At 60.8% G+C, this 22,913-nt stretch carries 23 protein-coding genes; 14 read left to right on the forward strand and 9 right to left on the reverse strand.

Annotated features, from left to right (window positions below):
• Positions 1 to 52: 52 nt before the first annotated feature.
• The 3 genes from ACSV9I_RS11800 (at position 53) to ACSV9I_RS11810 (ending at position 4,144) form a co-directional block, all read left to right on the forward strand.
• On the forward strand, positions 53 to 2,278 hold the full coding sequence (locus ACSV9I_RS11800) for a hypothetical protein (RefSeq protein ID WP_438329022.1): 2,226 nt from the start codon (positions 53 to 55) through the stop codon (positions 2,276 to 2,278).
• 142 nt (positions 2,279 to 2,420) lie between these two features.
• Positions 2,421 to 3,353: an ABC transporter ATP-binding protein gene (locus tag ACSV9I_RS11805; RefSeq protein ID WP_438329023.1), complete on the forward strand. Its 933-nt coding sequence runs from the start codon at positions 2,421 to 2,423 to the stop codon at positions 3,351 to 3,353.
• On the forward strand, positions 3,350 to 4,144 hold the full coding sequence (locus ACSV9I_RS11810) for a hypothetical protein (RefSeq protein ID WP_438329024.1): 795 nt from the start codon (positions 3,350 to 3,352) through the stop codon (positions 4,142 to 4,144). The genes ACSV9I_RS11805 and ACSV9I_RS11810 overlap by 4 nt, the downstream gene beginning before the upstream one ends.
• 66 nt (positions 4,145 to 4,210) lie before the next feature.
• On the opposite strand, the gene rpoH is transcribed toward ACSV9I_RS11810, so the two are convergent.
• Positions 4,211 to 5,113: an RNA polymerase sigma factor RpoH gene (rpoH, locus tag ACSV9I_RS11815; protein ID WP_438329025.1), complete on the reverse strand. Its 903-nt coding sequence runs from the start codon at positions 5,111 to 5,113 to the stop codon at positions 4,211 to 4,213.
• 257 nt (positions 5,114 to 5,370) lie between these two features.
• On the opposite strand from rpoH, the gene ACSV9I_RS11820 reads away from it, so the two are divergent.
• Positions 5,371 to 6,246 carry a DMT family transporter gene (locus ACSV9I_RS11820; RefSeq protein ID WP_438329026.1) on the forward strand — a complete coding sequence of 292 codons (876 nt, stop codon included), beginning with the start codon at positions 5,371 to 5,373 and terminating at the stop codon, positions 6,244 to 6,246.
• A gap of 15 nt (positions 6,247 to 6,261) precedes the next feature.
• On the opposite strand, the gene ACSV9I_RS11825 is transcribed toward ACSV9I_RS11820, so the two are convergent.
• Complete coding sequence (locus tag ACSV9I_RS11825) at positions 6,262 to 7,290, reverse strand: RluA family pseudouridine synthase (RefSeq protein ID WP_054157405.1); 1,029 nt, start codon at positions 7,288 to 7,290, stop codon at positions 6,262 to 6,264.
• Positions 7,291 to 7,465: 175 nt separating this feature from the next.
• Here ACSV9I_RS11825 and ACSV9I_RS11830 point away from each other — a divergent pair, with 175 nt between their 5' ends.
• Together ACSV9I_RS11830 and ACSV9I_RS11835 are read left to right on the forward strand one after the other, a co-directional pair.
• The gene (locus ACSV9I_RS11830) at positions 7,466 to 7,858 is read left to right on the forward strand and encodes a hypothetical protein (protein WP_054157406.1); all 393 of its coding nucleotides are present in this window, start codon (positions 7,466 to 7,468) and stop codon (positions 7,856 to 7,858) included.
• Between the two features lie 4 nt (positions 7,859 to 7,862).
• Complete coding sequence (locus ACSV9I_RS11835; protein WP_438329027.1) at positions 7,863 to 8,711, forward strand: TrmH family RNA methyltransferase; 849 nt, start codon at positions 7,863 to 7,865, stop codon at positions 8,709 to 8,711.
• Positions 8,712 to 8,782: 71 nt separating this feature from the next.
• Here ACSV9I_RS11835 and ACSV9I_RS11840 read toward each other — a convergent pair whose 3' ends face one another.
• Together ACSV9I_RS11840 and ACSV9I_RS11845 are read right to left on the reverse strand one after the other, a co-directional pair.
• Entirely contained in the window at positions 8,783 to 9,919 is a 1,137-nt protein-coding gene (locus tag ACSV9I_RS11840) for a hypothetical protein (RefSeq protein WP_438329028.1), read from the reverse strand.
• 209 nt (positions 9,920 to 10,128) lie between these two features.
• Positions 10,129 to 10,716, reverse strand: a complete 588-nt coding sequence (locus ACSV9I_RS11845) for an EipA family protein (RefSeq protein ID WP_082352419.1) — start codon at positions 10,714 to 10,716, stop codon at positions 10,129 to 10,131.
• 190 nt (positions 10,717 to 10,906) lie between these two features.
• On the opposite strand from ACSV9I_RS11845, the gene chpT reads away from it, so the two are divergent.
• Together chpT and ACSV9I_RS11855 are read left to right on the forward strand one after the other, a co-directional pair.
• Positions 10,907 to 11,548 (forward strand): histidine phosphotransferase ChpT, encoded by a 642-nt coding sequence (chpT, locus tag ACSV9I_RS11850; protein ID WP_054157229.1) that lies wholly within the window; start codon positions 10,907 to 10,909, stop codon positions 11,546 to 11,548.
• A 116-nt stretch (positions 11,549 to 11,664) separates the two neighbouring features.
• Complete coding sequence (locus tag ACSV9I_RS11855) at positions 11,665 to 12,027, forward strand: response regulator (RefSeq protein ID WP_054157230.1); 363 nt, start codon at positions 11,665 to 11,667, stop codon at positions 12,025 to 12,027.
• A 165-nt stretch (positions 12,028 to 12,192) separates the two neighbouring features.
• Here the strand turns inward: ACSV9I_RS11855 and ctrA are convergent, their stop codons facing one another.
• A complete protein-coding gene (gene ctrA, locus ACSV9I_RS11860; protein ID WP_054157231.1) occupies positions 12,193 to 12,894 on the reverse strand; it encodes a response regulator transcription factor CtrA in 702 nt (233 codons plus the stop codon).
• 436 nt (positions 12,895 to 13,330) lie between these two features.
• Here ctrA and ACSV9I_RS11865 point away from each other — a divergent pair, with 436 nt between their 5' ends.
• On the forward strand, positions 13,331 to 13,681 hold the full coding sequence (locus tag ACSV9I_RS11865) for a flagellar export protein FliJ (protein ID WP_054157232.1): 351 nt from the start codon (positions 13,331 to 13,333) through the stop codon (positions 13,679 to 13,681).
• A gap of 97 nt (positions 13,682 to 13,778) precedes the next feature.
• Here ACSV9I_RS11865 and ACSV9I_RS11870 read toward each other — a convergent pair whose 3' ends face one another.
• Positions 13,779 to 14,066 (reverse strand): GNAT family N-acetyltransferase, encoded by a 288-nt coding sequence (locus ACSV9I_RS11870; protein ID WP_438329029.1) that lies wholly within the window; start codon positions 14,064 to 14,066, stop codon positions 13,779 to 13,781.
• Between the two features lie 122 nt (positions 14,067 to 14,188).
• Here ACSV9I_RS11870 and ACSV9I_RS11875 point away from each other — a divergent pair, with 122 nt between their 5' ends.
• On the forward strand, positions 14,189 to 14,638 hold the full coding sequence (locus ACSV9I_RS11875) for a paraquat-inducible protein A (RefSeq protein ID WP_082352420.1): 450 nt from the start codon (positions 14,189 to 14,191) through the stop codon (positions 14,636 to 14,638).
• Between the two features lie 128 nt (positions 14,639 to 14,766).
• Here the strand turns inward: ACSV9I_RS11875 and sciP are convergent, their stop codons facing one another.
• Positions 14,767 to 15,042: a CtrA inhibitor SciP gene (gene sciP / locus ACSV9I_RS11880; RefSeq protein ID WP_006725852.1), complete on the reverse strand. Its 276-nt coding sequence runs from the start codon at positions 15,040 to 15,042 to the stop codon at positions 14,767 to 14,769.
• Positions 15,043 to 15,451: 409 nt separating this feature from the next.
• On the opposite strand from sciP, the gene ACSV9I_RS11885 reads away from it, so the two are divergent.
• Positions 15,452 to 16,195, forward strand: coding sequence for a helix-turn-helix transcriptional regulator (locus ACSV9I_RS11885; RefSeq protein WP_438329030.1), 744 nt, complete (start codon positions 15,452 to 15,454; stop codon positions 16,193 to 16,195).
• Between the two features lie 42 nt (positions 16,196 to 16,237).
• Here ACSV9I_RS11885 and ACSV9I_RS11890 read toward each other — a convergent pair whose 3' ends face one another.
• Together ACSV9I_RS11890 and cysQ are read right to left on the reverse strand one after the other, a co-directional pair.
• Complete coding sequence (locus tag ACSV9I_RS11890) at positions 16,238 to 17,266, reverse strand: DUF2793 domain-containing protein (protein ID WP_438329031.1); 1,029 nt, start codon at positions 17,264 to 17,266, stop codon at positions 16,238 to 16,240.
• 112 nt (positions 17,267 to 17,378) lie between these two features.
• Positions 17,379 to 18,179 carry a 3'(2'),5'-bisphosphate nucleotidase CysQ gene (gene cysQ / locus ACSV9I_RS11895; protein WP_438329143.1) on the reverse strand — a complete coding sequence of 267 codons (801 nt, stop codon included), beginning with the start codon at positions 18,177 to 18,179 and terminating at the stop codon, positions 17,379 to 17,381.
• Positions 18,180 to 18,414: 235 nt separating this feature from the next.
• Here cysQ and ACSV9I_RS11900 point away from each other — a divergent pair, with 235 nt between their 5' ends.
• The 3 genes from ACSV9I_RS11900 to ACSV9I_RS11910 are packed head-to-tail and all read left to right on the forward strand — an operon-like array spanning position 18,415 to position 22,913.
• Entirely contained in the window at positions 18,415 to 19,668 is a 1,254-nt protein-coding gene (locus tag ACSV9I_RS11900) for a sarcosine oxidase subunit beta family protein (protein ID WP_438329032.1), read from the forward strand.
• Between the two features lie 9 nt (positions 19,669 to 19,677).
• Positions 19,678 to 19,959: a sarcosine oxidase subunit delta gene (locus ACSV9I_RS11905; RefSeq protein ID WP_438329033.1), complete on the forward strand. Its 282-nt coding sequence runs from the start codon at positions 19,678 to 19,680 to the stop codon at positions 19,957 to 19,959.
• Positions 19,956 to 22,913 (forward strand): sarcosine oxidase subunit alpha family protein, encoded by a 2,958-nt coding sequence (locus ACSV9I_RS11910; protein ID WP_438329034.1) that lies wholly within the window; start codon positions 19,956 to 19,958, stop codon positions 22,911 to 22,913. Before ACSV9I_RS11905 ends, ACSV9I_RS11910 begins: the two co-directional genes overlap by 4 nt.

Raw genomic sequence — 22,913 nt, forward strand, 5'->3', positions numbered from 1 at the left:
TACCAGAGTTTTGCCGATTCCATATCGAATCGGCAACGAAGAGAAAGTGCGTATGGCTGACTTTATCGCCGTCATTCGACGGGCCGTGGACGGGCTGTCGAACAACACTCCGGAAATGCGTGTGCGGGTCTATGAAAAGGCCCGCGCTGCCGTCGTGCGGCAGCTTGAGAACATGCAGCCAAGGCCGCCCGAGCACATGTTGCAGCGGCAGTTGGAAAAGCTCGACGCTGCAATCCGCGAGGTGGAGGCAGAACACGCCGAGGCTCTGCCGGCTTATGAGGAAGAAGCGCCAACCCAGGAATGGGCGCCCGAACCGGAACCCATGGCGCCAGAACCGGCGCCTGTGGAAGCCTATGTCGAGCCGGTCCAGGCAGCGCCCGCACCGGCGGTGACCGGTGATGACTGGGCCGATGCGTATATGGCGGAAAACGAGCCACGCGCACCCGTCGAAGCGGCTATACCGGAACGCCAGGCACCTGTCGAACAGTTTGCCCCCTGGGAAACGCCTGCTGCGGCTGAGGTGTTGCCTGCCGAACCGGAATATACGTCACCGGTTCCCGTCGGGAACGATTTCGATGAGGGCCGCCATCCGGCCGAGCCGGACCTGCCCGATCACTACGCCGAGCCTGAACCTGCCGCGCCTGTGGAGACTTGGTCGCCCGTGACGACGCCGGCGGTCCCGCTCTGGGAGCATCGCGAAGCGGCGAACAAGCCGGTCGAGCCGGCGGCTGCCGCGCGCATGGACCTTGTCGATGACTGGCTGCAGGAGCGTCAGGCCGATGCTGCTCCGGCATCCTTGCCCGAAGCGACGTGGGATGTGCCGGCGGCGACTGAGCCTGCTGCGAACCGCGTGCCCGAACTGCCGGAAATCGGCTATGAAACCACACAGGTTTCCCATACGCCGACCGACGAGTTCCCGGCCTTTTCCGAGCCAGCCCGGATTGATACCGCAGCACAGTTCGAGGTTCAGGACGGTTACCGGCTGCCCGCCGAAACGGCTACAGATTACGCGGGTCTTGCCCCGAATCCGGCCCAGTTGCCGACCGAACCGGATGATTTCAGCCGCTGGTTCCAGGAACATGCCGGTGATGTCAGTCCGCAGCCCGATCAGCCCGTGGGGCAGGTGGGTGTCGATCCATACGTGACCGGCGTGTCCGGTGCGATGGTGCTGGACCCGTTTGACGCCGTTCCGAGCGACGCGGTTGCTGTTTCGCCGAAGAAGAACGAGGCCATGGACGCGCTGATGGGCGGCTATGACCAGCCGGCCTATCGTCTGGAACCGCAAAGGCGTCGCAACTACGCGCCGGTTATCCTGGCCGTTGTCGGCTTTACCATTGCGGCTGGTGCTGGCCTTGCCGGCTGGATCTATCGCGACGACATCAGTTCGCTGGTGGCCAATGTTGCCGGCGCACCGGTGCCGGCTGATGAAACAGCGACACAGGCGCCTGCTGCGACCACTCCGCCAGCCAATCCGGCTGAAGATCAAACGGCGGAAGCGGCAAATGGCGGTGCCCCGGCCGAGGCGGCAGGGTCCGAGAAGTTCACACAGCGCTTGCGCGCCGACGGATCCGAGGTTGACGACGGTGCTGCTGCGGCCCCGAGCATCGGAACGCCACCCGAAGGCCGCTCGGTCTCGGCGCAGACCGTTGCGTCCAACATCGAACCCACGGATGGTGCAACACCACCGGCCCAGACGTCGGCACCAGCCGCAGCTGCAGCCGCAGCCGGTGGCGACAAGCTGTTCCTCTATGAAGAGCAGATCGGCCAGGCAACGCCGGTTGCCGTTCCCGGTGGCGTGACCTGGACCGCGCTGCGCGAAAACGGACCGGATGGTCGTCCCGATCCGCAGATCCAGGGTCGTCTGTCAGTTCCGGATCGCGGTCTGACCGCGCTGCTGACGATCAAGCGCAACACCGATGACTCGCTGCCTGCCAGCCATATCATCGAGGTCGTGTTCTCGGTTCCGGCCACCTTTGAAGGTGGTGCAATCGAGAACCTGCAGCGGATCGCGATGAAGCGGACGGAACAGGATCGCGGTGATCCGCTGGTTGCCGTCACCGCCAAGGTGACCGATGACACCTATCTGGTGGCGCTCAATGACTTCGAGGATGTGATTGCCCGCAATCTCGAACTCCTGTCGACACGCGGTTGGATCGACATTCCGGTCATTTATCGCAATGGTCGCCGCGCGCTGATCACCATGGACAAGGGCACTGATGGCGCACGCGTCTTCGAACAGGTGATCAACGAGTGGAAGGCGCTGGGTCCGGGCAACTGACCGGACAAGTCTCCTGGCGCGTTGTGACAACCGCCACGCTTGGTTGCATTCTTGAGATCCGCAGGACTTGCGTCCTGCGGATTTTTCATTTCCGGTGCCAATGCCACACGACAAGATGAACGATCGGGGATCAGAGATGGGATTGGCGAACACGAAAAGAGCCGAGGCGGCTGATGACCGTTCGGGTGAGGCCATCGAGATCGTATCGGTGCACAAGCGCTATGGGCGCGGACCGCGCGCCGTTCAGGCACTTGATGGCCTGTCACTTGCTGTTCCCAGAGGCGAGGTTTTCGGCCTTCTCGGCCCGAATGGCGCCGGCAAGAGTACCTTGCTGCGGATCGTCGCCGGCCTGATCACGCCCGATGCCGGCGAGGTGCGCGTCTTCGGTGCGCCGGCCAGGCCTCAGTCCCGGCAGCGCCTCGGCATGCTGGTCGAGGCGCCCGGTCTCTATCCGTTTCTCACCGCACGTGAGCATCTTGACATGCTGGCCCGTTCGTCCGGCACCATGGCGCTGGTTGAACCCGTGCTGCGCCGCGTTGGCCTGGTCGGGGCTGCCGATAAGGCGGTTTCCGGTTTTTCAATTGGCATGAAGCAAAGGCTCGGAATCGGCTGCGCACTCGTGGGGCAGCCAGAGGCGGTGATCCTTGATGAGCCCACCAACGGGCTCGACCCGGACGGTATTTTGGAAATTCGATCTCTGATCCAGGAGCTTGCCCATCGCGACGGTCTCGCCGTACTGCTGTCGAGCCATCTGCTCGCCGAGGTCGAGCGGGTGTGCAGCCGCGTGGCGATCATCAATCGGGGGCGTCTGGCTGCCGAAGGTGTGGTTGCCGACCTGATCGGGGGTGAGGGGCGGTTCTTCCTCAGGGTGGACGCGCCAGCGGATGTGCTGATCGGGCTTGGCCATGAGGCTGAACTGGTCGATGGTGGCGTCAGTCTGCGGATCGGGGAGGCTGAAGTTCCCGAGTTGATCCGGTCTCTCGTCCTGTCCGGTGCGCGTATCCACGAGGCAAAACGGATCAAGGCGGATCTTGAATCTGTCTTTCTCTCGGAAACGCGGGAGGGCCGCGCATGAAGGCGCTTGTCACAGCCGAGATCGTCAAGCTTGTCCGTCAACCAGCGCTTCTGTTCTTCGGCTTCCTGTCGGTTGCCTTTCTATCGATCCTGCTCAAGTTCGGCATGGAAGGCTTCGTCTATCTTCGCACCGGGCGTCAGTCGGCGGGTGATCTCGACATCTTTCTGTCGGCCGCCAACAGTCTTGGCATTTCTGGAAATTCGATGGGTCACCTGCTGCATGCGATCGGCATCGGGTCCATTTTTTATCTCGACTATCGCTATCAGACCTGGCGGCTGCTTGTGCCACGTCATTCACGCGCTGAGCTCTATGCGGCGAAGTTCTTCGTCTGCATCGGGTTTCTGGCAGCCGGCCTGCTTCTCGCGGTTGCCGGGGATCTCGTCCTGACCGTGATCCGCGCCCTTGCCAGCGAGGCCGGCATGAGCGGGCTTACTGTCTCTGCATCGTCTTTCCTGGTTCTTCTAACTGCTTATTCGGTCGCGCTTCTGGAACTGGCCGTGCTGACGGCGTTCGTGGCGGTGGTCGTGGTCATCACCCGAACCATGGTAACGGCGGCCATCTCCGCCTTTTTGCTCGCCATCGGTTCGTCGATCCTGCAGATCTACTTGGGTCGAGACGCCGACAGTCTGCCGCTGCCGAGCTATGCGGCACAAGCGGCGCGAGATTGGCTGCTTTCGGGCGGATCGACGATGGCAGGTGGATTGGGTGTGATTGTTCTGGTGCTTTGGCTTGCCGTTTTGCTGGCCCTTGGCATGGCGATCTTTTCGCGTCAGCAACTGGCCACGGAATAGGGCTCTCAAACAGAAAAGCCGCCCGGGATCCGGGCAGCTTTCGACTTGTTGGAATGGGCTTTCAGATCAAGCTTCAACGACCCGCAGGGCGCGCGCGCGCTCGAGCGCATCCTTTTGAACGGCTTCCTGAACCTTTTCGAAGGCGCGGACCTCAATCTGGCGGACGCGTTCGCGGCTGATGTCGAACTCGGCAGAGAGGTCCTCCAGCGTGATCGGATCGTCGGCCAGACGGCGGGCTTCAAAGATGCGACGCTCGCGATCATTGAGGACAGCCATGGCGCGCTTCAGCATGCTGCGGCGCGTTTCCAGCTCGTCCTGTTCGATGAGAACGGCTTCCTGACTGTCATGGTCATCGACAAGCCAGTCCTGCCACTGTCCACCTTCGCCTTCGCTGGCGCGCAGCGGGGCGTTCAGGGAGGCGTCGCCGGAGAGGCGGCGGTTCATCGAGATGACTTCTTCCTCGGAGACCTTCAGCTTGGTCGCGATTTCCGTGACCTGGTCTGGCTTAAGGTCGCCTTCCTCGATCGCCTGGATCTTGCCCTTGAGGCGGCGCAGGTTGAAGAACAGACGCTTCTGGTTGGCCGTCGTGCCCATTTTGACCAGCGACCAAGAACGCAGGATGTATTCCTGGATCGAGGCCTTGATCCACCACATGGCATAGGTTGCCAGACGGAAGCCGCGTTCCGGATCGAATTTCTTGACCGCTTGCATCAGGCCGACATTGCCCTCAGACACGACTTCGCCGATCGGCAGGCCGTAGCCGCGATAGCCCATGGCAATCTTGGCCACGAGCCGCAGATGGCTCGTTACCATGCGGTGGGCCGCGTCGCGGTCGCCGTGCTCGGCGTAACGCTTGGCGAGCATGTACTCTTCCTGCGGTTCCAGCATGGGGAACTTGCGGATTTCATCCAGATAACGATTGAGACCGGCCTCGCCGGCTGCAATACTAGGCAAACTGTTGCGGGCCATAATGCACCCCTCTTCTTCCTGGGCTCCCATAGGACGGCGAGCCCGATGTCCGTGGATCTCTCTATCCCACAGAAATCCGATTAGCAGATAAGTATGGCAAAACGCCGATACAAGAGATGCGTTCCGTCACGAGGCCGTGAGAGCCAAAATAATTTGCGCGCAATTGAATTGCGAGCAAGATCTGAAGGGGCTTCCACTCCGATGGGAATTGATGTCTGTTCCTGGAACAATCCTGGCGTGTTCCGATCGAGGGTCACATGAGCCTATCACCCTATTTCCGCGGGCTTGCAGCCGTTACCGTTGCAACTGTTGCATTGAGTACGGCCGGCCTGATGACGCGCCTTGTCAGCATTGATGCTCCAACGCTTCTCTTCCTGCGTGGGACGATTGCGGGAAGCTTCCTCTTCGTTTGTCTGTTCGCGGTTACCCGGGGGCGGGTCGGTGCCGATTTCGCGCGGCTTGGTCGCGCTGGTCTGCTGATCTGTGCGACATCGGCCGTCTGTGCGGTTCTCTTCATCGGCGCGCTCTACACAACGTCGGTTGCGCATGTGGCGATCATCTTTGCGACATGTCCATTTGTTGCGGCGGGACTGGGACGTCTTCTTCTCGGCGAGAAGCCGACACGCTCGGCACTTGTTGCCAGTGGCGTTGCGATGGGGGGAGTGTTGCTGATGATCGGCAGCGGTGAAGAGGGCAGCTTGTTCGGCGATGCGCTCGCCTTTGCCATGACGGTAATGGTGGCCTTCTGGACTGTGCTTTTACGCCGCTTCCCGGATAAGCCGGCGCTACCCTGCACTGTGGTTTCCTGCTTGCTGAGCGCCTTGATCGCCTTGCCCTTTGCCAGCCCACTCGTGGCGTCCATGCATGACCTGCTGGTGGTGCTTGGCTTCGGCGTTCTTGTCTTTTCCGTCGGCTTCCTGCTGCTGACCATCGGTGCGCGGGATGTCCCGCCGGTGGAGGCGGCCCTGATCGGCGCACTGGATGCCCCGCTTGCGCCCTTGTGGGTCCTGATCTTTCTCGGCGATCAGCCGTCTGGCTCAACGGTGATTGGCGGCACAATCGTGCTTGTCGCCGTGTGCCTCCATATTCTGTCGGCTCATCGCATGGCGACGACGTCTGCGGCAAAGAGCTGATGAGGCTGCGGCCTCCTACATGGCTTTCAGCGCGTCGATCACCGTTTGCAGGTCGGCCGGGATCGGCGCTTCGAAGCGCAGTGTCTTGCCGGTCGTCGGGTGCTCGAAGGCCAAGAGATAGGCGTGCAGCGCCTGGCGGTGGAACTTGTTGACGGCGCGCTTGGCGTCTTCCGGCAACAGGTTCGACTTGGTCTTGAATGCGGCGCCATATTCCTGGTCGCCTATCAGCGGATTGCCGATATGGGCCATGTGAACGCGGATCTGGTGGGTGCGGCCCGTTTCCAGGCGGCATTCGACCAGCGAGGCGAGGCATGTGGCGTCCGGCTTTTCGCCGTAACGTTCGAGCACGGTATAGTGGGTGATCGCCTCGCGGGCGTCGTCGGTATCCTCGCGCTTGACGGTGCGCTTGGTGCGATCGGCGCCGGAGCGGCCAAGGGCTGCGTCGATCGTGCCAGCAAGGGTCCGCGGGCGGCCCCACACGACGGCGCGGTAAGCGCGTTCCAGCGGGCCGGTGCGGCCATGGTCGGCGAACTGGTCGGAGAGGTGGCGGTGGGCAATGTCGTTCTTCGCGACGACCATGACACCGGACGTGTCCTTGTCGAGACGGTGCACGATGCCGGGCCGCTTGACGCCGCCAATGCCCGACAGGCTGTCGCCGCAATGGTAGATGAGGGCGTTGACCAGCGTTCCATGCCAGTTGCCGGCACCTGGATGCACAACGAGGCCCGGCGGCTTGGCAATGACGATCAAGTCGGAATCCTCGTAGAGGATCTCGAGCGGAATGTTTTCGCCCTTGGGCTGGGGGTCTTCGGGCGCAGGCAGGTCGATGACGACGTTATCGCCGAGCTTGATTTTGCGATTGGGACTGTCGAGCAGAACCCCATTCAACTGCACGGCGCCCTGTTCGATCAGCGCCTTGACGCGGTTGCGCGAGAACTCCTTGCCGAGGGCGGCCGTCAGCCAGGCATCGATGCGGCCTTCGGCATCGTCGCCGGCAATCAGCTCTTTCCTTGACGCAGCGGCTTCGTTAAAGGGGTCGGTCATCATGTCATCCCGTCTGAAAACGACCGGCGGCGCGGCCTCGTTCTGCAGCCATGTCGCACAGACCGGGGATTTCGACAATCGACAGCCGGGTCTGCCGGCCGATTTTCTCCGATCGTTCGCTTCGGAGAAAGGGTCTTTCAAAGCCTGGCGGACGAGTGAAGGTGAAACTGCTGCCATGACGCATATCGATGACGACCAGGAAGACAAGCCGCTTGATCCGGTGATGGAAGGCGTTCGCCGCAAGATGATCAAGCTGCAGCTGATCTCGGGCGGTATCATGGCGATCCTGTTTCTCGCCGTGCTCGTTGCGATCGTCTACAAACTTACCCGCAGCGACGGCAAGGCACCGCCTGTCGCCGCAACCGGTCAGCAGCCCTTCGTCGTGCCGTCGGACCAGCCGCTCGCACTGACGGCCAACCTGCCGGCCGGTTTCCGTATCCTGTCGATGTCGCTCTCCGGCAGCCAGATCCTGGTGGACGGCGAGAATGCAGCCGGACGCCGCACGGCGCTGGTCTATGATCTCGGGCTCGGACGCTTCATCGCCGAGGTCGGCTTCAGCGGAAACTGATAGAGTGAGCCCGCCTGTCTCCCGGTCCACGCCTGCGATCGAGATCACCGATCCCGGCGATCCGCGCATCGCCGAGTTCACCGGTATTCGCGAACGCGATCTCACTGGCCGGCATGGCCAGTTCATTGCGGAAGGCACGGTGGTGATCTCGATGCTTGCAAAGGCGCATCGTGCAGGTGGACCGGTCCGGGCGGAAAAGCTTCTGATCCTCAAGAACCGGCAGGCCGGGCTTGACGATATCGTCGCCCAGTTTCCCGACGAAGTTCCGCTCTATGTGGCAGAGGGGCCGGTTCTCGATCAGATTGCGGGCTTTCACCTGCATCGTGGTGTCCTGGCGCTCGGCTCGCGCCGTGCGCCGCCGGATGCCCTGGACCTCATCGGAGCCCTGCCGGAAACCTCGCTGGTGCTGGTCGCTTGCGGCATTTCCAACCATGACAATGTCGGTTCGCTGTTTCGCAACGCGGCCGGCTTCCGTGCTGATGCCGTGCTGCTCGATGAAACCTGCTGCGATCCGCTTTACCGCAAGGCGCTCCGGGTCTCGGTCGGTGCTGTGCTGACCACACCCTATGCGCGGGGCGGGGCACCAGATGCGCTACTCTCGTCGCTTGCCGATCAGGGTTTCGAAATCTGGGCGCTGTCGCCGGCCGGAACGGTCGAGATCGGTGAGGTGAAACCCGGTCGCCGTGTCGCGCTGGTGATGGGCACCGAGGGGGAGGGGCTGCCGGCTGATATCCTCAATCGGTTCAACACGGCGCGAATTGCCCAGGCGCCCGAATTGGACAGCCTGAATGTTGGGACAGCGAGCGGGATTGCGCTTCACGCCATTGCGCGCGGCATGGGTCGTCTCGGTTAAGGCTCCGACGCTCTAAGGCCTGGACAGGAAAGCGCTGCAAGCAGGGCACGCCTGTGGTTGACGACGCAAGCTTATTCAGCGGCTGTCTGCAGACCCTCGCGCGAGCGCTCGAGGCTCGGCTGAAGCTCGACAACGCGGTCGACCAGGCTCAGCGAAGGTGCGGCTTGGCGGGTTGGTGCGGAGAGGAGTGACGGGATTGGTGAATTGTTACCTTCCCGAAGCGCCGTCAGCACGACCATGCGCGCTGCGACATCTCCCAAAGCATCGCGCAGGACCCCATCATCTGCTGAAGACGTGGTATTGAGCAGACGTTCAGTGAGCGTCGACTGGCGATGGCGGATCGTCTGTTCCATCTCGGTTGCGGTCAGCGCGGAAGCTTCCTCGTGGTCGTCTGCAGCCATGGCGACCTCCTTGATGGACGGCAGTGCGATATTCGCCTCGCGCAAGGCCCGATGGGCGTGGCGAAGTTCAGTGCTGTTGCGCTTCAGCTTGGCCTTCGTATCGGTGATCTCGCGCAGACGGCGTTCCAGTGCGGAGGCCAAATCGGCCTTCTCCGCAGCATCACGGGCAATGTGATCCTCAAGCCGAAGCACTTTGTGTTCTTCCTGCGTGAGGCGGAACTCTGCGTCCTTCGCCCGCTTGGCAAGCAGCTTGTGCTCGCGGCGCAGGTCCTCGCGCTCGTCGCGCAGGGCATAGAGACGGCTCTTGAGGGATTCGATCTCGGTCTCGCGGTTGCTTGCCTCGATGCGCATGTGATCGATCTCGGTGATCAGGCGACCAATGCGGGACGAGCGCTCATCCAGCTCGACGTCCTTTTCTACGATGGCCACTTCCAGGCGCTTGATCGTTTCGCGTGCCGTGGTGACGTCCACATCGGCCCGGCGCAGGCGAGAGCGCACGTCGGCGGCCTCGGTGCTCATGTCCTCGATCTGCGCCTTCAGTTCCTTGTTTTCGGAGAGAAGGCGGCCTGCTTCGCGACCGGTGGACGCGGTCTGCAAGGTGAGCGCCACAGTCTTTTCCCGCTCGCGGGTCAGATCATGCAGAGTGCGGGCGTTTTCAGCGGCGTAAAGCGCACGAACCATATCCTTCTGCGCCCGGATTTCCTGCGGGCTCAGCGGCATCGTCGCCTTCAGACGGTTCTCGGTGTAGGCGACGACGCGATTATGGATCGCCGGCGCAAGCAACATCACCAGAAGTGCCGCTGCCATAAATCCCATTGCAAAAATAAGGGCATATTCAATCACGACAGGGCCACGGCGTTCGCGTTCAGGTATTAGCGATTATTTAATCATGCGGCGGGGCAGGTCGCAAGGTCGACCATCACACCCAACCCTGATTCACATATTATGCCTAACGACAGAGCAGAGCGAACTTGCGCGAGGCCTGCAACTCATTGGCGCATGCAGGCCCCGGAGGATCAGAAGGGGTTCCAGGTCGGTGTCCGGGTGAGCTTGAGGTAGCCTACATTGACCCCAAGGCGGGCACCGACACCCGTGCGGATCGGCACGAGAAGGACGTCGCGGCTTTTCAGCACGGTCATTCCGACGCCGGCGACGATATAGGCCGAGCCGCTGACGCCGCCGTAGCGGGCATAGAGCGTTTCGACATTTGGCAGGTCGTAGACCAGCATCATGGCGCGGGTTCCGTTGCCGCCATAGTCAATGCCGAGAGACGGGCCCTGCCAGAAGACATCGTGCTGGCCGACATTCTTGGTATAGAGCATGCCTTCGCCATAGGTGAGGCCCGCGATCAGGGCGCCGGAGCCTTCCTGGCCGAGAATGTAGCCATTGGGCAGGCCGTAGCGCTCAAAGGCCTGCTCCAGAACCTTTGCGAGTGCGCCACTCGTTTCGCCGAAGAAACCGTGGCCGGCATCGACGACTTCCTGGACGGTGTATTCACCGGCGGCTTCGGCCGGGCGCTCGGACATGAAGAGGCCGGTGACGAGCAGGGCGGCCGCGATCAACATATGCGGGACCCGGTAAGAGCGGCGTGGCTTCTGGCGCATGGTGCCTCCTTTTGGCGCAGCCGAAGACGTTCGGCATCTCGTTTGGGGGTAATCGACCCTAGCGAAGATCATCTTAATAATCGGTTTACCAAATATGGTGTCATTATGGCCGAAGCGAACTCGCTCCGGCCACGATCATGCGCGACAAAGCCGCCGCTCCGCGTTGCCGGGTAAACTTCTGGAGAAGCCTATGGCGAAGAATCCCACTCTCACACTCGCGGGTCCCGACCTTGCAGCCCTGTTGTGCAGCCGCGTCTGCCATGATGTGATCTCGCCGGTCGGCGCGATCAACAACGGTCTCGAACTGCTGGACGAGGGCGGCGCCGACAGCGACGCCATGGACCTTATCCGAACCAGTGCGATGAATGCCTCGGTCCGGCTGAAATTTGCCCGCCTGGCATTTGGTGCTTCTGGCTCCGTCGGTGCGTCGATCGATACGGGCGAAGCCGAAAAGGCCGCCAAGGACTTTGCCGCAGCAGAAAAGAAGACCGAGGTCACCTGGGAAGGGCCGAGGGCCATCATCCCGAAGAACCGGGTGAAGTTGCTGCTCAATCTCTTCCTTGTCGCCTACGGCGCCATTCCGCGCGGCGGTTCGCTCGATATCACGCTGGAAAACCCTGAGACAGAGGCGAAGTTCAAGATCGTCGCCAAGGGGCGCATGCTGCGCGTCCCGCCGAAATATCAAGAAATTCTGAACGGCCATCTGGAAGAGGCGGTCGATGCGCATTCGATCCAGCCCTATTATACGGTTCTCTTGGCCGATGAATGCGGCATGGAGCTCAAATGCGTCCAAGGCGAAGGTGAAATCGCCTTCACGGCGGATGTCGTCTGATCATCGTGCCATTCCGGGACTGTAAGACCGCGACGCAGGTAACTTTTCCTTAGTTGCGGTGCCTTACACTTGGGGCGCGAAGTTATATTTGAGAATTTTTCCAGGAGGAGCAGATCATGAAGCGCTTGATGATCGCAGATGGTTCCGACATCGTCCGCAAGGTCGGTCGCAAGATCCTGACTGAACTCGGTTTCGACGTGACCGAAGCCTCCTCCGGCCGTGACGCTTTGGGGCGTTGCGAGCGCGAATTGCCAGACATCATTATCGTCGATGCCGGCATGGACGATGCCCTGGACTTGATCAGCAATGTTCGCGCCCTGCCGGGCGGCAAGGAAGTCCTGATCTACTATTGCGTGGTTGAGGCCGAACTGAAGATCATGATGGCGGGCAAGCGTGCTGGCGCCAACGACTTCCTTCTCAAGCCCTTCGACCGGGCCATCCTGACCCGCACCTTTGCCGACAAGGCGATTGCGGCCTGAAGACAGGCGACGAGACGTTCCTAGTTTCAGAAGGGCGGTGCTTCGGCATCGCCCTTTTTCATTGTGAGCGACGCATGTCTCCGGCTTGGGCGGTCTTTCTCGTCTCCTGAAACGGAAAAACCCGCGCAGGGCGCGGGCTATCCAGATCGGCAGGGGAAAATGCGGTCAGGCCGTTTCCATATATTCCGAGCTATCCGGCTCGCGCAGCACGTAACCTCTGCCCCAGACCGTTTCGATGTAGTTTGCGCCGCCGGCTGCGTTTGCGAGCTTCTTGCGAAGCTTACAGATGAAGACGTCGATGATCTTGAGTTCAGGTTCGTCCATGCCACCGTACAGATGGTTCAGGAACATTTCCTTGGTCAGTGTCGTGCCCTTGCGCAGCGAAAGCAGCTCGAGCATCTGGTATTCCTTGCCGGTCAGATGGACCCGCTGGCCACCCACTTCGACGGTCTTGGCGTCGAGGTTGACGATCAGTTCACCGGTGATGATGATCGACTGGGCATGGCCCTTGGAGCGGCGCACGATCGCATGAATGCGGGCTACGAGCTCGTCCTTGTGGAACGGCTTGGTCATGTAGTCGTCAGCGCCGAAGCCCAGGCCGCGAACCTTGTCCTCGATGCCGGCCATGCCGGAGAGGATGAGGATCGGTGTCTTTACCTTCGACAGGCGGAGTGTGCGCAGCACCTCGTAGCCGGACATGTCGGGCAGGTTCAGATCGAGCAGAATAATATCGTAATCGTAGAGCTTTCCGAGATCGACGCCTTCTTCACCAAGGTCGGTCGTATAGACGTTGAAGCTCTCCGACTTCAGCATCAATTCGATGCTCTGAGCCGTCGCGCTATCGTCTTCAATGAGTAGAACCCGCATATTTATCCCCTTTACCGCCGCCAAAAAAGGTCGAGTTGGCCCCCTACGCGATACGGATCCAGTCGTTGCCTGATTTGAAGGCTGCCATCAATTGGTTAACAAATTCTAATTCCCTCTGGCAAGGGCACTGAACTTATTAAGCAAAGATTTTAGCCTCCTGATTCTCAATGTCTTTTGGTCATCGCCACAGCTGAATCAGTGTCTCAGGGAAACCCCGTAACCGATTCATTTGACTCGTCATTGTCATGAGCTCTTTTGGGGCTCTGGCATTTACTGACCCTTAAGTGATCGGCTTTATCATTAACGATGCCCGTAAACGAAAGGTTACCAAAGGTAGGTTTTCGTTAACGCCGCGGACTTTTTTTGGACGAATCGGTTGGCGGGTGTGTTGAGTAGCAAGTGTGGCGGGGGGTCTCGCATCACGGGAGTATTGCGTATGAAGTCGCGTGAGAGCCTGGTACGCCTGAAGGGTTTTCAGGTAACCGAAAAGCGTCGGCAGTTGCAGCAGTTGCAGTCTATGATGGCGGAATTCGAACGGATGGCGGGTGAGCTTGAAGCTCAGATCGGCATCGAGGAGAAAAAATCCGGCATTACCGATCAGAACCATTTCGCCTATCCGACCTTCGCAAAGGCAGCACGCCAGCGCGCAGACAATCTCCAGGTCTCGATCCGGGAATTGAAGGTCCAGCAGGAAGCCGCCGAGCTTGCGCTGGAAGAGGCGGAATCCGAATACCAGAAGGCAGCAGCGCTCGAAGAGCGTGATGGAAACATGCGCGCCCGGGCCTGATCGCCCGGACCTGCAGACTGAAAGTCTATAGAACAAGGTGGTCGCGGAGGTCCTGCGACCACCTTGATTTGTTTTGAGGCAGCCTCTCTTCCCCGATTTATTGGCTCAGCACATCCTGCCAGTCGGCATTGCGAGCCATCTGCGCCTTCATGAAGGGGCAGAGGGGAATGATCTTCCAGCCGCCTTCACGTGCCTTGTCCACCGCGTGCCGGGCCAGGGCCTGGCCGACACCCAGACCGCGCAACGTATCGGGTACGCCGGTGTGGTCGATGATGATAAGGGTGGCAGAGGCGCGGGAATAGGTCATTTCAGCGATCCCATCCTTGCCGTCGACGCTGGCCAGATAACGGCCGCCGGATGGGCCGATTTCTTCGGTGATCTGCATGTGACGTTCTCCTGTTGTCCGCGGGCCTTGCTGTGCTTAGCATTGCCCGAACGCCGACAACAATTCCGCGATCGCATGACAATGCGTCAACGCCGGAGGCGGTAATCCCACGGAGATCCGGTTTGAATATCTGGCTGAAGGCAATCCTTCTCGTTCTCGCGAGCATGTTTCTGGCGCTCGGGATCGTTCTGCCGCTGATGCGTTTTCAAAGTTTCTATGTGTTTTCCACAGATGCGTCGCTGGCCGAGATCATCAGCAGTCTTTGGCGCGACGGGGATCCGGTTCTGGCTTTGGTTGTCGGGCTGGTTTCGGTCGTTTTTCCCCTGATGAAACTGCTGCTTGTCTCGGCAGAGCATCTCGCCGGGCCGGAGCCGGGGAGGGTGCATAGCGCGGGGCTGGCGCGGATTGTGCCGATCCTGTCGCGATGGTCGATGATGGATGTGCTGCTGGTGGCGATCGTTATCTTTGCGGCGAAAACCGGTGGTTTCGCCGAAGCATTCACCCAGCCCGGCTTGTGGTTCTATGCCGCTTCAAGCCTGATCGTCGTGTGGCTTCATCACATGCCGCGCTAATCGTCGGAGCTGGTTCACCTGGAACGGCATAGCCAAAAGAGACCGGCGGACAAAGGTCTGCCGATCCCTCAAAACCTGTGGGTCTTGCTGAAATAATTTGCCGGTGCCCGAGGGCGGCCGTCTATCAATTAATGGCGGTATTGCTGAATTCTGGTGGTGCGCAGGCCGGGCAGGCCGTGATCGTTGATGGAGGACTGCCAGGAGAGGAACTCTTCGACCGTCAACGTGTAGCGTTCGCAGGCTTCTTCCAAGCTCAAAAGGCCACCGCGCACAGCCGCGACAACCTCAGCCTTCCGGCGGATCACCCAGCGGCGCGTATTGGCCGGCGGAAGATCGGCAATCGTAAGGGGGCTGCCATCGGGGCCGATGACATATTTTACTCGGGGTCGGATCATTTCGGTCATTGGACTCTCTATACATACTCAAGACCACACTCCCTCATGCTACCCCCGATGCTTTAAAATTTGCCTAAGCCCATTGTAAGCATTTGATAATACTTTTCCGTTCTAGCACATACGCATATTCGCCCTCAGCCCATGCCACGGCTGCCTTCCTTTGCGTAAAGTTGCGGCATTTGCATAGGAGTTATGCTCGGTTGCAGGCTACTCGCGCCTTTGGTTTTGTGCGATTTGGCGCCCAGCATTTTCGGAGTTGCTGAAGCAAGCGCCGATTTTTTATCCGGGCAGTGGCGTTAACTTGGTCGTGTCGCAAGATCGGCGACAGGCCCGGTTGTTATCTGTCCCGATGTGGAACGATACCGTATTCACGCGAAGCATTGTCCGCCCGGGTGTTAACCCGGTCGAAAGGAGTCCCATGTTCAGGCCGACAGACGTCATTCGTCAGCGCATTCATTCGGATATCGACGAGGCTTCGCTGCCAGAGCGGGCGGCCACTGCCGAGTGGCTGGAAGGCGAGTTGGCAGCGCTCGGACGCCGTTTTGGCTTCGATCACTGTCTTCTGACGCAGTTTCCGCAGGGTGATGGACCCGAGTTTTCGGCAAATCTGATCGCGACCACTTGGCCTGAAGCGTTAAAGCTCGCCTATGCCGAAGCCGAGGTTTTTGCCGTTTCGCATCTGGTAACGACGTTTCGGCAGACGATACTGCCCGTCTTTTTCGCAGCCAATCCTCTCTTCGGCTCTGCCAATGCAGAAACGCGTGGTCAATTGCTGTCGCTGTTCATCGAAAACGGCATTGCCGAGAGTTTCGGGCTTTTGCTGCGCGATCGTCATTTGACGCAGTATATCCTTCTCCTTTCTGGTCGGGTGACCGCGCCAGCGCGCGACGACATCGCGCTGCTGCAGTTGTCGGCGATGGAGCTGATTGAAGCACGGGCCGAATTGCTTGTGCCTCAGCTCGGGCCGAAGGAAAAACTCTCTGCACGCGAACTGGAATGTCTGCGCTGGTCGGCTGCCGGCAAAAGCAGCGATGAAATTGCCATTATCCTCGATATTTCGAGCCATACCGTGATCAGCTATCTGAAGAGCGCGATGCGCAAGCTGGAAGCAGTCAACCGCATGCAGGCCGTCGCGCGCGCCTGCCGCTACAATCTGCTTTGATGGGCGCGTGGAGCCCGTGTTGCTGGACGGGCTCCGATCGTGTCACAGCATGACGATGGCGAGCTCCGTTTTGCCATAGCCGAACTGATACTGTGTGGCGCTTGCATGCCTCAGCGACAGGCTGTCACCAGCGTCGAGCCAGGCGATCCCGCAAGCGCTCGACGTGCCGGCACCCCCGACATGGCTGATGATATCGGTGGTCTGATTGCGGCTGACATGCAGCGTATGGGTCGCGGTGCTCACAGCGGCTGCGCTCAAAGAGATCCAATAGAAACCTGAGACCGGCACAATGACCGGTTTCCCGTAGCCGGAGGCGAGTGTCGCACCAAGCGACAGGTCTCCTTGCGCATGAAGCAGCTGGTCGAATCCGCTGAAGCTTCCACTGCCAGGGGTCAGGGTGACGTCGGTGCGCGCTGCGCGGACAAGGGGCCGATGGTTTTCCCGAACATAGCCTTGCGGCGCAATCGTCAATGCCTGGCGCCAGCCGGTCGTGTTCCCATAAACCTTGATCGAAAACTGGTCCTCGCCGGCAAGGCCGAATTCGGCCAGGCCCTGCCAGTTGGACTGGAAGATCAGGCTTGCGGTTTCAGGTGTGCCCGCTTTGTTGATGGTCAGCCGATGACCGCTCCCCGCATGGTTGAACAGGCTGGCGGGAGAGGCAAGCGCGAGGCGGTTCGTCGCGTCGGCTGAGGTCGAAATGCCGAGCGTTTCGACGCTTGCGTCGGGCGGAAGGTGAGGGATGACCCAGGCCGTACCGTCGAAGACCATTATGCTACCGTTCGAGAGGGTATAGGCGCGCCAACCTGTCCTTGGTGAGATGTAGATCCAGGCGCCGTCTCGCCAGACGGCCAGTTTGCCCGAGCGATTGGCCCAGACGCCTGATGCGCCTGCGGATACGGCATAGACATCACTTTCCGATGGCGTCTCGGGTGGACTTGCCTGGTCCGCAATGATCACGAGTTGAACCACCGCATCGAGACGCTGCAAGGCCTCGTTATGGGTTACGTGTTTCTGCGCCTGGGCAGGCAGGATGAAGGGGAGTTCAAGATGGGCAGTGGTGCTGTCGGGCATATGTGATCTCCTCGCGCTTATTGGCCCACGCCATGCAGGCCAGTTGCGGAAGAGTCTGCTTCAGCATTTCAGAGCGGGGAGGATTCGAAGGGGGATCCGTTGAAAAACCGAGCTATTTTTCCGTTTTCATCCCCGCCTTCTGGCGGTCTCCCCAGGCAATGAAGTCAGGATTTTCAAAGGCACGCAGACCGGGCAGGTGCTTTCCATAGGTCAGCGGCGCGCCGTCTTCGGTCGTCACCATGCCACCTGCGGCCCGCAGGACGGCGTCTCCTGCGGCGGTGTCCCATTCCATGGTGGGGCTGAACCGCGGATAGACGTCTGCCACACCTTCAGCGACCAGGCAGAATTTCAGCGAAGATCCGACCGCCTTGCGCTCCAGGATTTTCGACTTCTTGATGTAGGCGTCTGTGGCGTCGCAATTGTGCGAACGGGACACGAGAGCCGAGGGTGTCGCGTGTTTCGTCCGGACGGCGATCGGGTGACGCGCGCGCACGCGGTCCAGATCATCGATCTCGAGCTTTTCGGCCTTGCCGCCGCCTCCCAGATAGAGAGAGCCAAGGGCCGGGGCGTGGACAACGCCGAGGACGGGTGCACCGTTTTCAATCAGCGCGATGTTGACGGTGAAATCGTCGTGGCCGCCGATGAATTCTCGCGTGCCGTCGAGCGGGTCGACCAGGATGAAGCGGTGACCGGAAACATCTGGAATGCGGCCAGCCGCTGCCTCTTCCTCTGCGACCACCGGAATGTCCGGCAGATGGCGCGACAGTGCCTCGATGATAAGTCGTTCGGCTGCCTCGTCCGCTTCCGTGACCGGTGATTTGTCGCCTTTCAGGCGCACAGACGCACCGGCGCGGTAGATATCCAATATGACGCGGCCGGCCGCGATCGCGCTTTCCTCGAAGAGTTTCAGAATATCTGTCGACTTATGCACCTGACCGGCCTCCCGAGCCTCGCCTTTTCGGTTTACCCGCCGTGCTGGGCTTAGGGAAGCGCCGATTGCCGTAAGGCCTCGAAGCGGCCTGATGTTTCTGTGCTGCACCGCGTTTAAAGCTGTGTTCCATGTCGCGAACAGTATGGTTTTTGTCCTGATCGCGCTTGCTCTTTGTGACGCCTGTGCGAATGTGCGGGGATATTTCAGAGGATGTTCGATGCGTTATTCCGCCCTTTCGATCTTCCGGCAAGCGCTTTCCGGAAACCGGAACTGGACGCCGATGTGGCGTGAGCCGGAGCCCAAGCCCCATTACGATGTGATCATCGTCGGTGGCGGTGGGCATGGGCTTTCAACGGCCTATTACCTCGCCAAGGAATTCGGCATCACCAATGTCGCGGTTCTGGAAAAGGGCTATCTCGGCTCGGGCAATGTCGGGCGCAACACGACGATCGTGCGCTCTAACTACATGCTCGAGGGCAATGAGCCTTTCTATGAGTTCTCGATGAAGCTCTGGGAAGGGCTTGAGCAGGACTTCAACTACAATGCGATGATGTCGCAGCGCGGCGTCCTCAATCTCTTCCATTCCGACGGGCAGCGCGATGCCTATGCTCGGCGTGGCAATGCCATGATGATGCATGGCGTTGCCGCCGAACTTCTCGACCGCGAGCAGGTTCGCGCGATGATGCCCTACCTCAACTTCGATCATGCCCGCTTCCCGATCATGGGCGGCTTGCTGCAAAGGCGCGGCGGCACGGCTCGTCATGACGCTGTGGCCTGGGGTTATGGTCGCGGGGCCGATGAGCGCGGCGTTGATCTCATCCAGCATTGCGAAGTCACCGGTATCCGCCGCGACGAGCTCGGACAGATCACAGGCGTCGAGACGACCAAGGGGTTCATCGGCTGCAACAAGCTGGCGCTGGCGACGGCCGGCCACACCTCGGTGACGGGCAAGATGGCCGGGCTGGATCTGCCGATCGAAACGCATGTGCTGCAGGCCTTCGTGTCGGAAGGCATCAAGCCGGTGATTGACAATGTCATCACCTATGGTGCGGGACACTTCTACATTTCGCAGTCGGACAAGGGCGGCTTGGTTTTCGGGGCCGATATCGATTACTACTCGTCTTATGCCCAGCGCGGCAATCTGGCCACTGTCGAACATACGATCGAGGAGGGCGTCTCGCTTATTCCGGGCCTCTCGCGTGTGCGCGTATTGCGTGCCTGGGGTGGGGCGATGGACATGTCGATGGATGGCTCGCCGATCATCGACCGGACCACAATCGACAATCTCTACCTCAATTGCGGTTGGTGCTATGGCGGCTTCAAGGCGACGCCGGCCTCCGGTTTCTGCTTTGCCCATCTGATTGCCAAGAACGAACCTCATCCCGTGGCCCGCCTCTTGCGCCTCGACCGTTTCGAGCGCGGCTTTGCCGTCGACGAAGGCGGCAAGGGCCCACAACCGAACCTGCATTGAGACATCGCCATGGCCAGTCTGATTACATGTCCGCATTGCGGCGTTCGCCCCAAGGAAGAGTTCAGCATTCGCGGCAGCGCAAGCCCGGTGCGACCGGCCGCCGGTGCCTCCGATGAGGCGTGGCATGCCTATGTCTTTCTGCGCGATAATCCAAAGGGGCGCATTTTCGAGCACTGGCACCACACGTCCGGCTGTCGCCGTTTTCTCGTGGTCGAGCGTGACAATGCGGCAAGCCATGAGGTCTATAGGGTGACCGATGCCCAGGACTTTGTGAGGGAGACGAGCCGATGACCGGTTATCGCCTGTCCTCCGGGGGCCTGATCAACCGGGCCCGCACGCTGTCCTTCACCTTTGACGGCCAGACCTTTACGGGCTTCGAAGGCGATACGCTGGCCTCGGCGCTGATTGCCAATGACCAGATGCTGGTTGGTCGTTCGTTCAAATATCACCGTCCGCGCGGCATCGTCACGGCGGGTTCCGCCGAGCCGAATGCGCTGGTGACCATCGGCACCGAAGGCCGTACAGAGCCAAACACCCGGGCAACCGTGGCCGAACTCTATCACGGGCTGGAAGCCGTCAGCCAGAACCGCTGGCCATCGCTGAAATACGATATCGGTTCGGTCAACAGCCTCTTGTCGCCGTTTCTGTCGGCCGGTTTCTACTACAAGACCTTCATGTGGCCGAAAGCTTTCTGGGAAAAGCTTTACGAGCCGATCATTCGCCATGCGGCGGGGCTCGGAAAGACGCCGTTCCTGCCGGATCCTGATCGCTATGAGAAGGCCTGGGCGCATTGCGACCTGCTGGTCATCGGGGCCGGTCCCGCCGGCTTGATGGCGGCGCGTGCGGCGGCCCGAGCAGGCCTGCGGGTGATCCTCGCGGATGAAGGCTTCCGCATGGGCGGATCGCTGCTCAGCGAGCGCGTGACGGTTGGCGACATGCCGGCTGCGGATTATGCGGCCTCGGTGGTCGAGGAGCTTAAGGGCAATCCGAATGTCACGCTGATGGCCCGAACCACCGTTTTCGGCTGGTATGACGACAATGTCTTCGGCGCCGTCGAAAAGGTGCAGAAGCACGTGGCCCAGCCGACATCCGAACTTCCCGTCGAGCGCGTCTGGCGCATTATTGCCAAGCGGGCGATCCTTGCCTCGGGCGCGGAAGAGCGGCCGCTGGTCTTCGGTGGTAATGACCGGCCGGGTGTCATGACGTCTGGCGCGGTGAGCACCTATCTCAATCGCTACGGCGTGGGCGTAGGTCAGAGCATTGCCATCTTCACCAATGGTGGAGCTGGCTATCGCACGGCAGCCGATCTCGTGGCCGCTGGTGTGGGCGTTGCCGCCATCATTGACGGGCGGACACAGTCTTCTGATGTTGCGCCCGCCGGCATTCGTGTCATTCGCGGTGGTTCCGTCGTTGATACCAAGGGCTATCATCGCATCAAGGGTCTGATTGCAGAGCGCGTCGGCCATCAGGAGGAGATCGCCTGCGATGCGCTGGCGATGAGCGGCGGCTATAGCCCGATCGTGCATCTGGCCTGCCAGCGGGGCGCCAAGCCTTACTGGTCGGAAGAGCATCAGGCCTTTCTGGCGCCTGATGTGGGCGCGGGTCTGCGCATCGCCGGTTCCGCTGCCGGTCTCTCCTCGCTTGTTGCTACCCTGCGCGATGGGGCAGAAAAGGCACATGAGGCGATCGGCGATCTCGGCCGCCTCGTCGGCACGGTCGAGGTGCCCGAGGTCGAGGGCGAACACGATGCTTCCTTCGCTCCGCTCTGGTATGTGCCGGGTGCCAAATCCAAGGCCTTTGTCGATTTCCAGAACGACGTGCATGTGAAGGACCTGAGCCTTGCCCAGCGCGAGGCCATGGGTCATGTCGAGCACACCAAGCGCTACACGACCGGCGGCATGGCGACCGATCAGGGCAAGCTCGGCAATATAGCTACGATCGGCATCATGGCCGGCATGCGTGGCGTCTCGCCGGCCGAAATCGGCACCACGACCTTCCGACCCTTCTACACGCCGGTATCCTTCGGCGCTCTCGCCGGCACGGCGCGGGATGAGCATTCCCGCCCCGTCCGCACCTCGCCGCTGCATGGTTGGGCAAAGAGAAACGGCGCCGTCTTTGTCGAATCCGGGGCCTGGTATCGGTCCTCCTGGTTTCCGCGCGACGGCGAAAAGACCTGGCGCGAGGCAGTCGACCGCGAGGTCTTGAATGTCCGGGCCAATGCTGGCCTTTGCGATGTCTCGACCCTGGGCAAAATCGAGGTTTTCGGTCCGGATGCGGCGGAGTTTCTCAACCGGATCTATTCCAACGCCTTCCTCAAGCTCCCCGTTGGCAAGGCGCGCTATGGCCTGATGCTGCGCGAGGACGGGATGATCTTCGACGACGGCACGACAAGCCGGCTTTCGGACGAACATTTCTTCGTCACCACCACCACCGCCTATGCGGCCGAGGTGATGACCCATATGGAGTTCTGTTCCCAGGTTCTCTGGCCCGATCTCGGCGTGCGTTTCGTCTCTTCCTCCGACCAGTGGGCGCAGATGTCGCTGGCCGGCCCGAAGGCGCGCATCATTCTCGAGCAAATCGTCGACGAGGATATTTCCGACGAGGCGCTGCCCTATCTGTCTGCCCGCGAAGTGCTGTTGAAGGGCGGGTTGAAGGCCCGGCTGTTCCGCATTTCCTTCTCGGGCGAACTGGCCTTCGAAGTGGCGGTGCCGGCGAACCTCGGCGAGGCGGTTGCAGATGCGATCATGGCGGCGGGCAAGCCGCACGGCATCTGCGCCTATGGCGTCGAGGCGCTCAACGTGCTGCGCATCGAGAAGGGCTTCATCACCCATAGCGAGATCGACGGGCGCACAACGCCTGACGATGTGGGCCTCGGCAAGATGTTCTCGACCCAGAAGGCAGATTTCATCGGCAAGCGGCTTTCGACGCGCTTCGGCCTGACCGCTGCCGACCGGCCTCAGCTCGTTGGTCTGAGGCCCGTCGAGCGGGACAAGAGCTTCAAGGCGGGCGCGCACCTGCTGCGCGAGGGCATCAAGCCGTCGACGCTGAACGATCAGGGCTGGGTGTCCTCCGTCTGCCACTCGCCGACGCTTGGGCATACGATCGGGCTTGGCTTCCTGAAATCCGGCCGTGAGCGGCTGGGCGAGAAGATCCTGGTCTGGGATGGTTTGCGCGGCGAGGAGACCCTGGCCGAGGTGGTGAGCCCCGTCTTCTACGATCCCGATAACAAGAAGCTGAAGCTGTGA

It is taken from the genome of Rhizobium sp. G187, assembly GCF_051549525.1.
GTDB lineage: Bacteria > Pseudomonadota > Alphaproteobacteria > Rhizobiales > Rhizobiaceae > Allorhizobium.

Excerpts from the sequence above, each read along its gene's own strand:
- sciP (WP_006725852.1), bottom strand. The coding sequence starts at position 15,042 with ATGACCGAAATGATCCGACCCCGAGTAAAATATGTCATCGGCCCCGAT.
- chpT (WP_054157229.1), top strand. The coding sequence starts at position 10,907 with ATGGCGAAGAATCCCACTCTCACACTCGCGGGTCCCGACCTTGCAGCC.
- ACSV9I_RS11865 (WP_054157232.1), top strand. The coding sequence starts at position 13,331 with ATGAAGTCGCGTGAGAGCCTGGTACGCCTGAAGGGTTTTCAGGTAACC.
- ACSV9I_RS11845 (WP_082352419.1), bottom strand. The coding sequence starts at position 10,716 with ATGCGCCAGAAGCCACGCCGCTCTTACCGGGTCCCGCATATGTTGATC.
- ACSV9I_RS11885 (WP_438329030.1), top strand. The coding sequence starts at position 15,452 with ATGTTCAGGCCGACAGACGTCATTCGTCAGCGCATTCATTCGGATATC.
- ACSV9I_RS11890 (WP_438329031.1), bottom strand. The coding sequence starts at position 17,266 with ATGCCCGACAGCACCACTGCCCATCTTGAACTCCCCTTCATCCTGCCT.
- ACSV9I_RS11810 (WP_438329024.1), top strand. The coding sequence starts at position 3,350 with ATGAAGGCGCTTGTCACAGCCGAGATCGTCAAGCTTGTCCGTCAACCA.
- ACSV9I_RS11825 (WP_054157405.1), bottom strand. The coding sequence starts at position 7,290 with ATGACCGACCCCTTTAACGAAGCCGCTGCGTCAAGGAAAGAGCTGATT.
- ACSV9I_RS11840 (WP_438329028.1), bottom strand. The coding sequence starts at position 9,919 with ATGGCAGCGGCACTTCTGGTGATGTTGCTTGCGCCGGCGATCCATAAT.
- ACSV9I_RS11910 (WP_438329034.1), top strand. The coding sequence starts at position 19,956 with ATGACCGGTTATCGCCTGTCCTCCGGGGGCCTGATCAACCGGGCCCGC.
- ACSV9I_RS11905 (WP_438329033.1), top strand. The coding sequence starts at position 19,678 with ATGGCCAGTCTGATTACATGTCCGCATTGCGGCGTTCGCCCCAAGGAA.
- ACSV9I_RS11900 (WP_438329032.1), top strand. The coding sequence starts at position 18,415 with ATGCGTTATTCCGCCCTTTCGATCTTCCGGCAAGCGCTTTCCGGAAAC.
- ctrA (WP_054157231.1), bottom strand. The coding sequence starts at position 12,894 with ATGCGGGTTCTACTCATTGAAGACGATAGCGCGACGGCTCAGAGCATC.
- ACSV9I_RS11820 (WP_438329026.1), top strand. The coding sequence starts at position 5,371 with ATGAGCCTATCACCCTATTTCCGCGGGCTTGCAGCCGTTACCGTTGCA.
- rpoH (WP_438329025.1), bottom strand. The coding sequence starts at position 5,113 with ATGGCCCGCAACAGTTTGCCTAGTATTGCAGCCGGCGAGGCCGGTCTC.
- ACSV9I_RS11830 (WP_054157406.1), top strand. The coding sequence starts at position 7,466 with ATGACGCATATCGATGACGACCAGGAAGACAAGCCGCTTGATCCGGTG.
- ACSV9I_RS11870 (WP_438329029.1), bottom strand. The coding sequence starts at position 14,066 with ATGCAGATCACCGAAGAAATCGGCCCATCCGGCGGCCGTTATCTGGCC.
- ACSV9I_RS11800 (WP_438329022.1), top strand. The coding sequence starts at position 53 with ATGGCTGACTTTATCGCCGTCATTCGACGGGCCGTGGACGGGCTGTCG.
- ACSV9I_RS11855 (WP_054157230.1), top strand. The coding sequence starts at position 11,665 with ATGAAGCGCTTGATGATCGCAGATGGTTCCGACATCGTCCGCAAGGTC.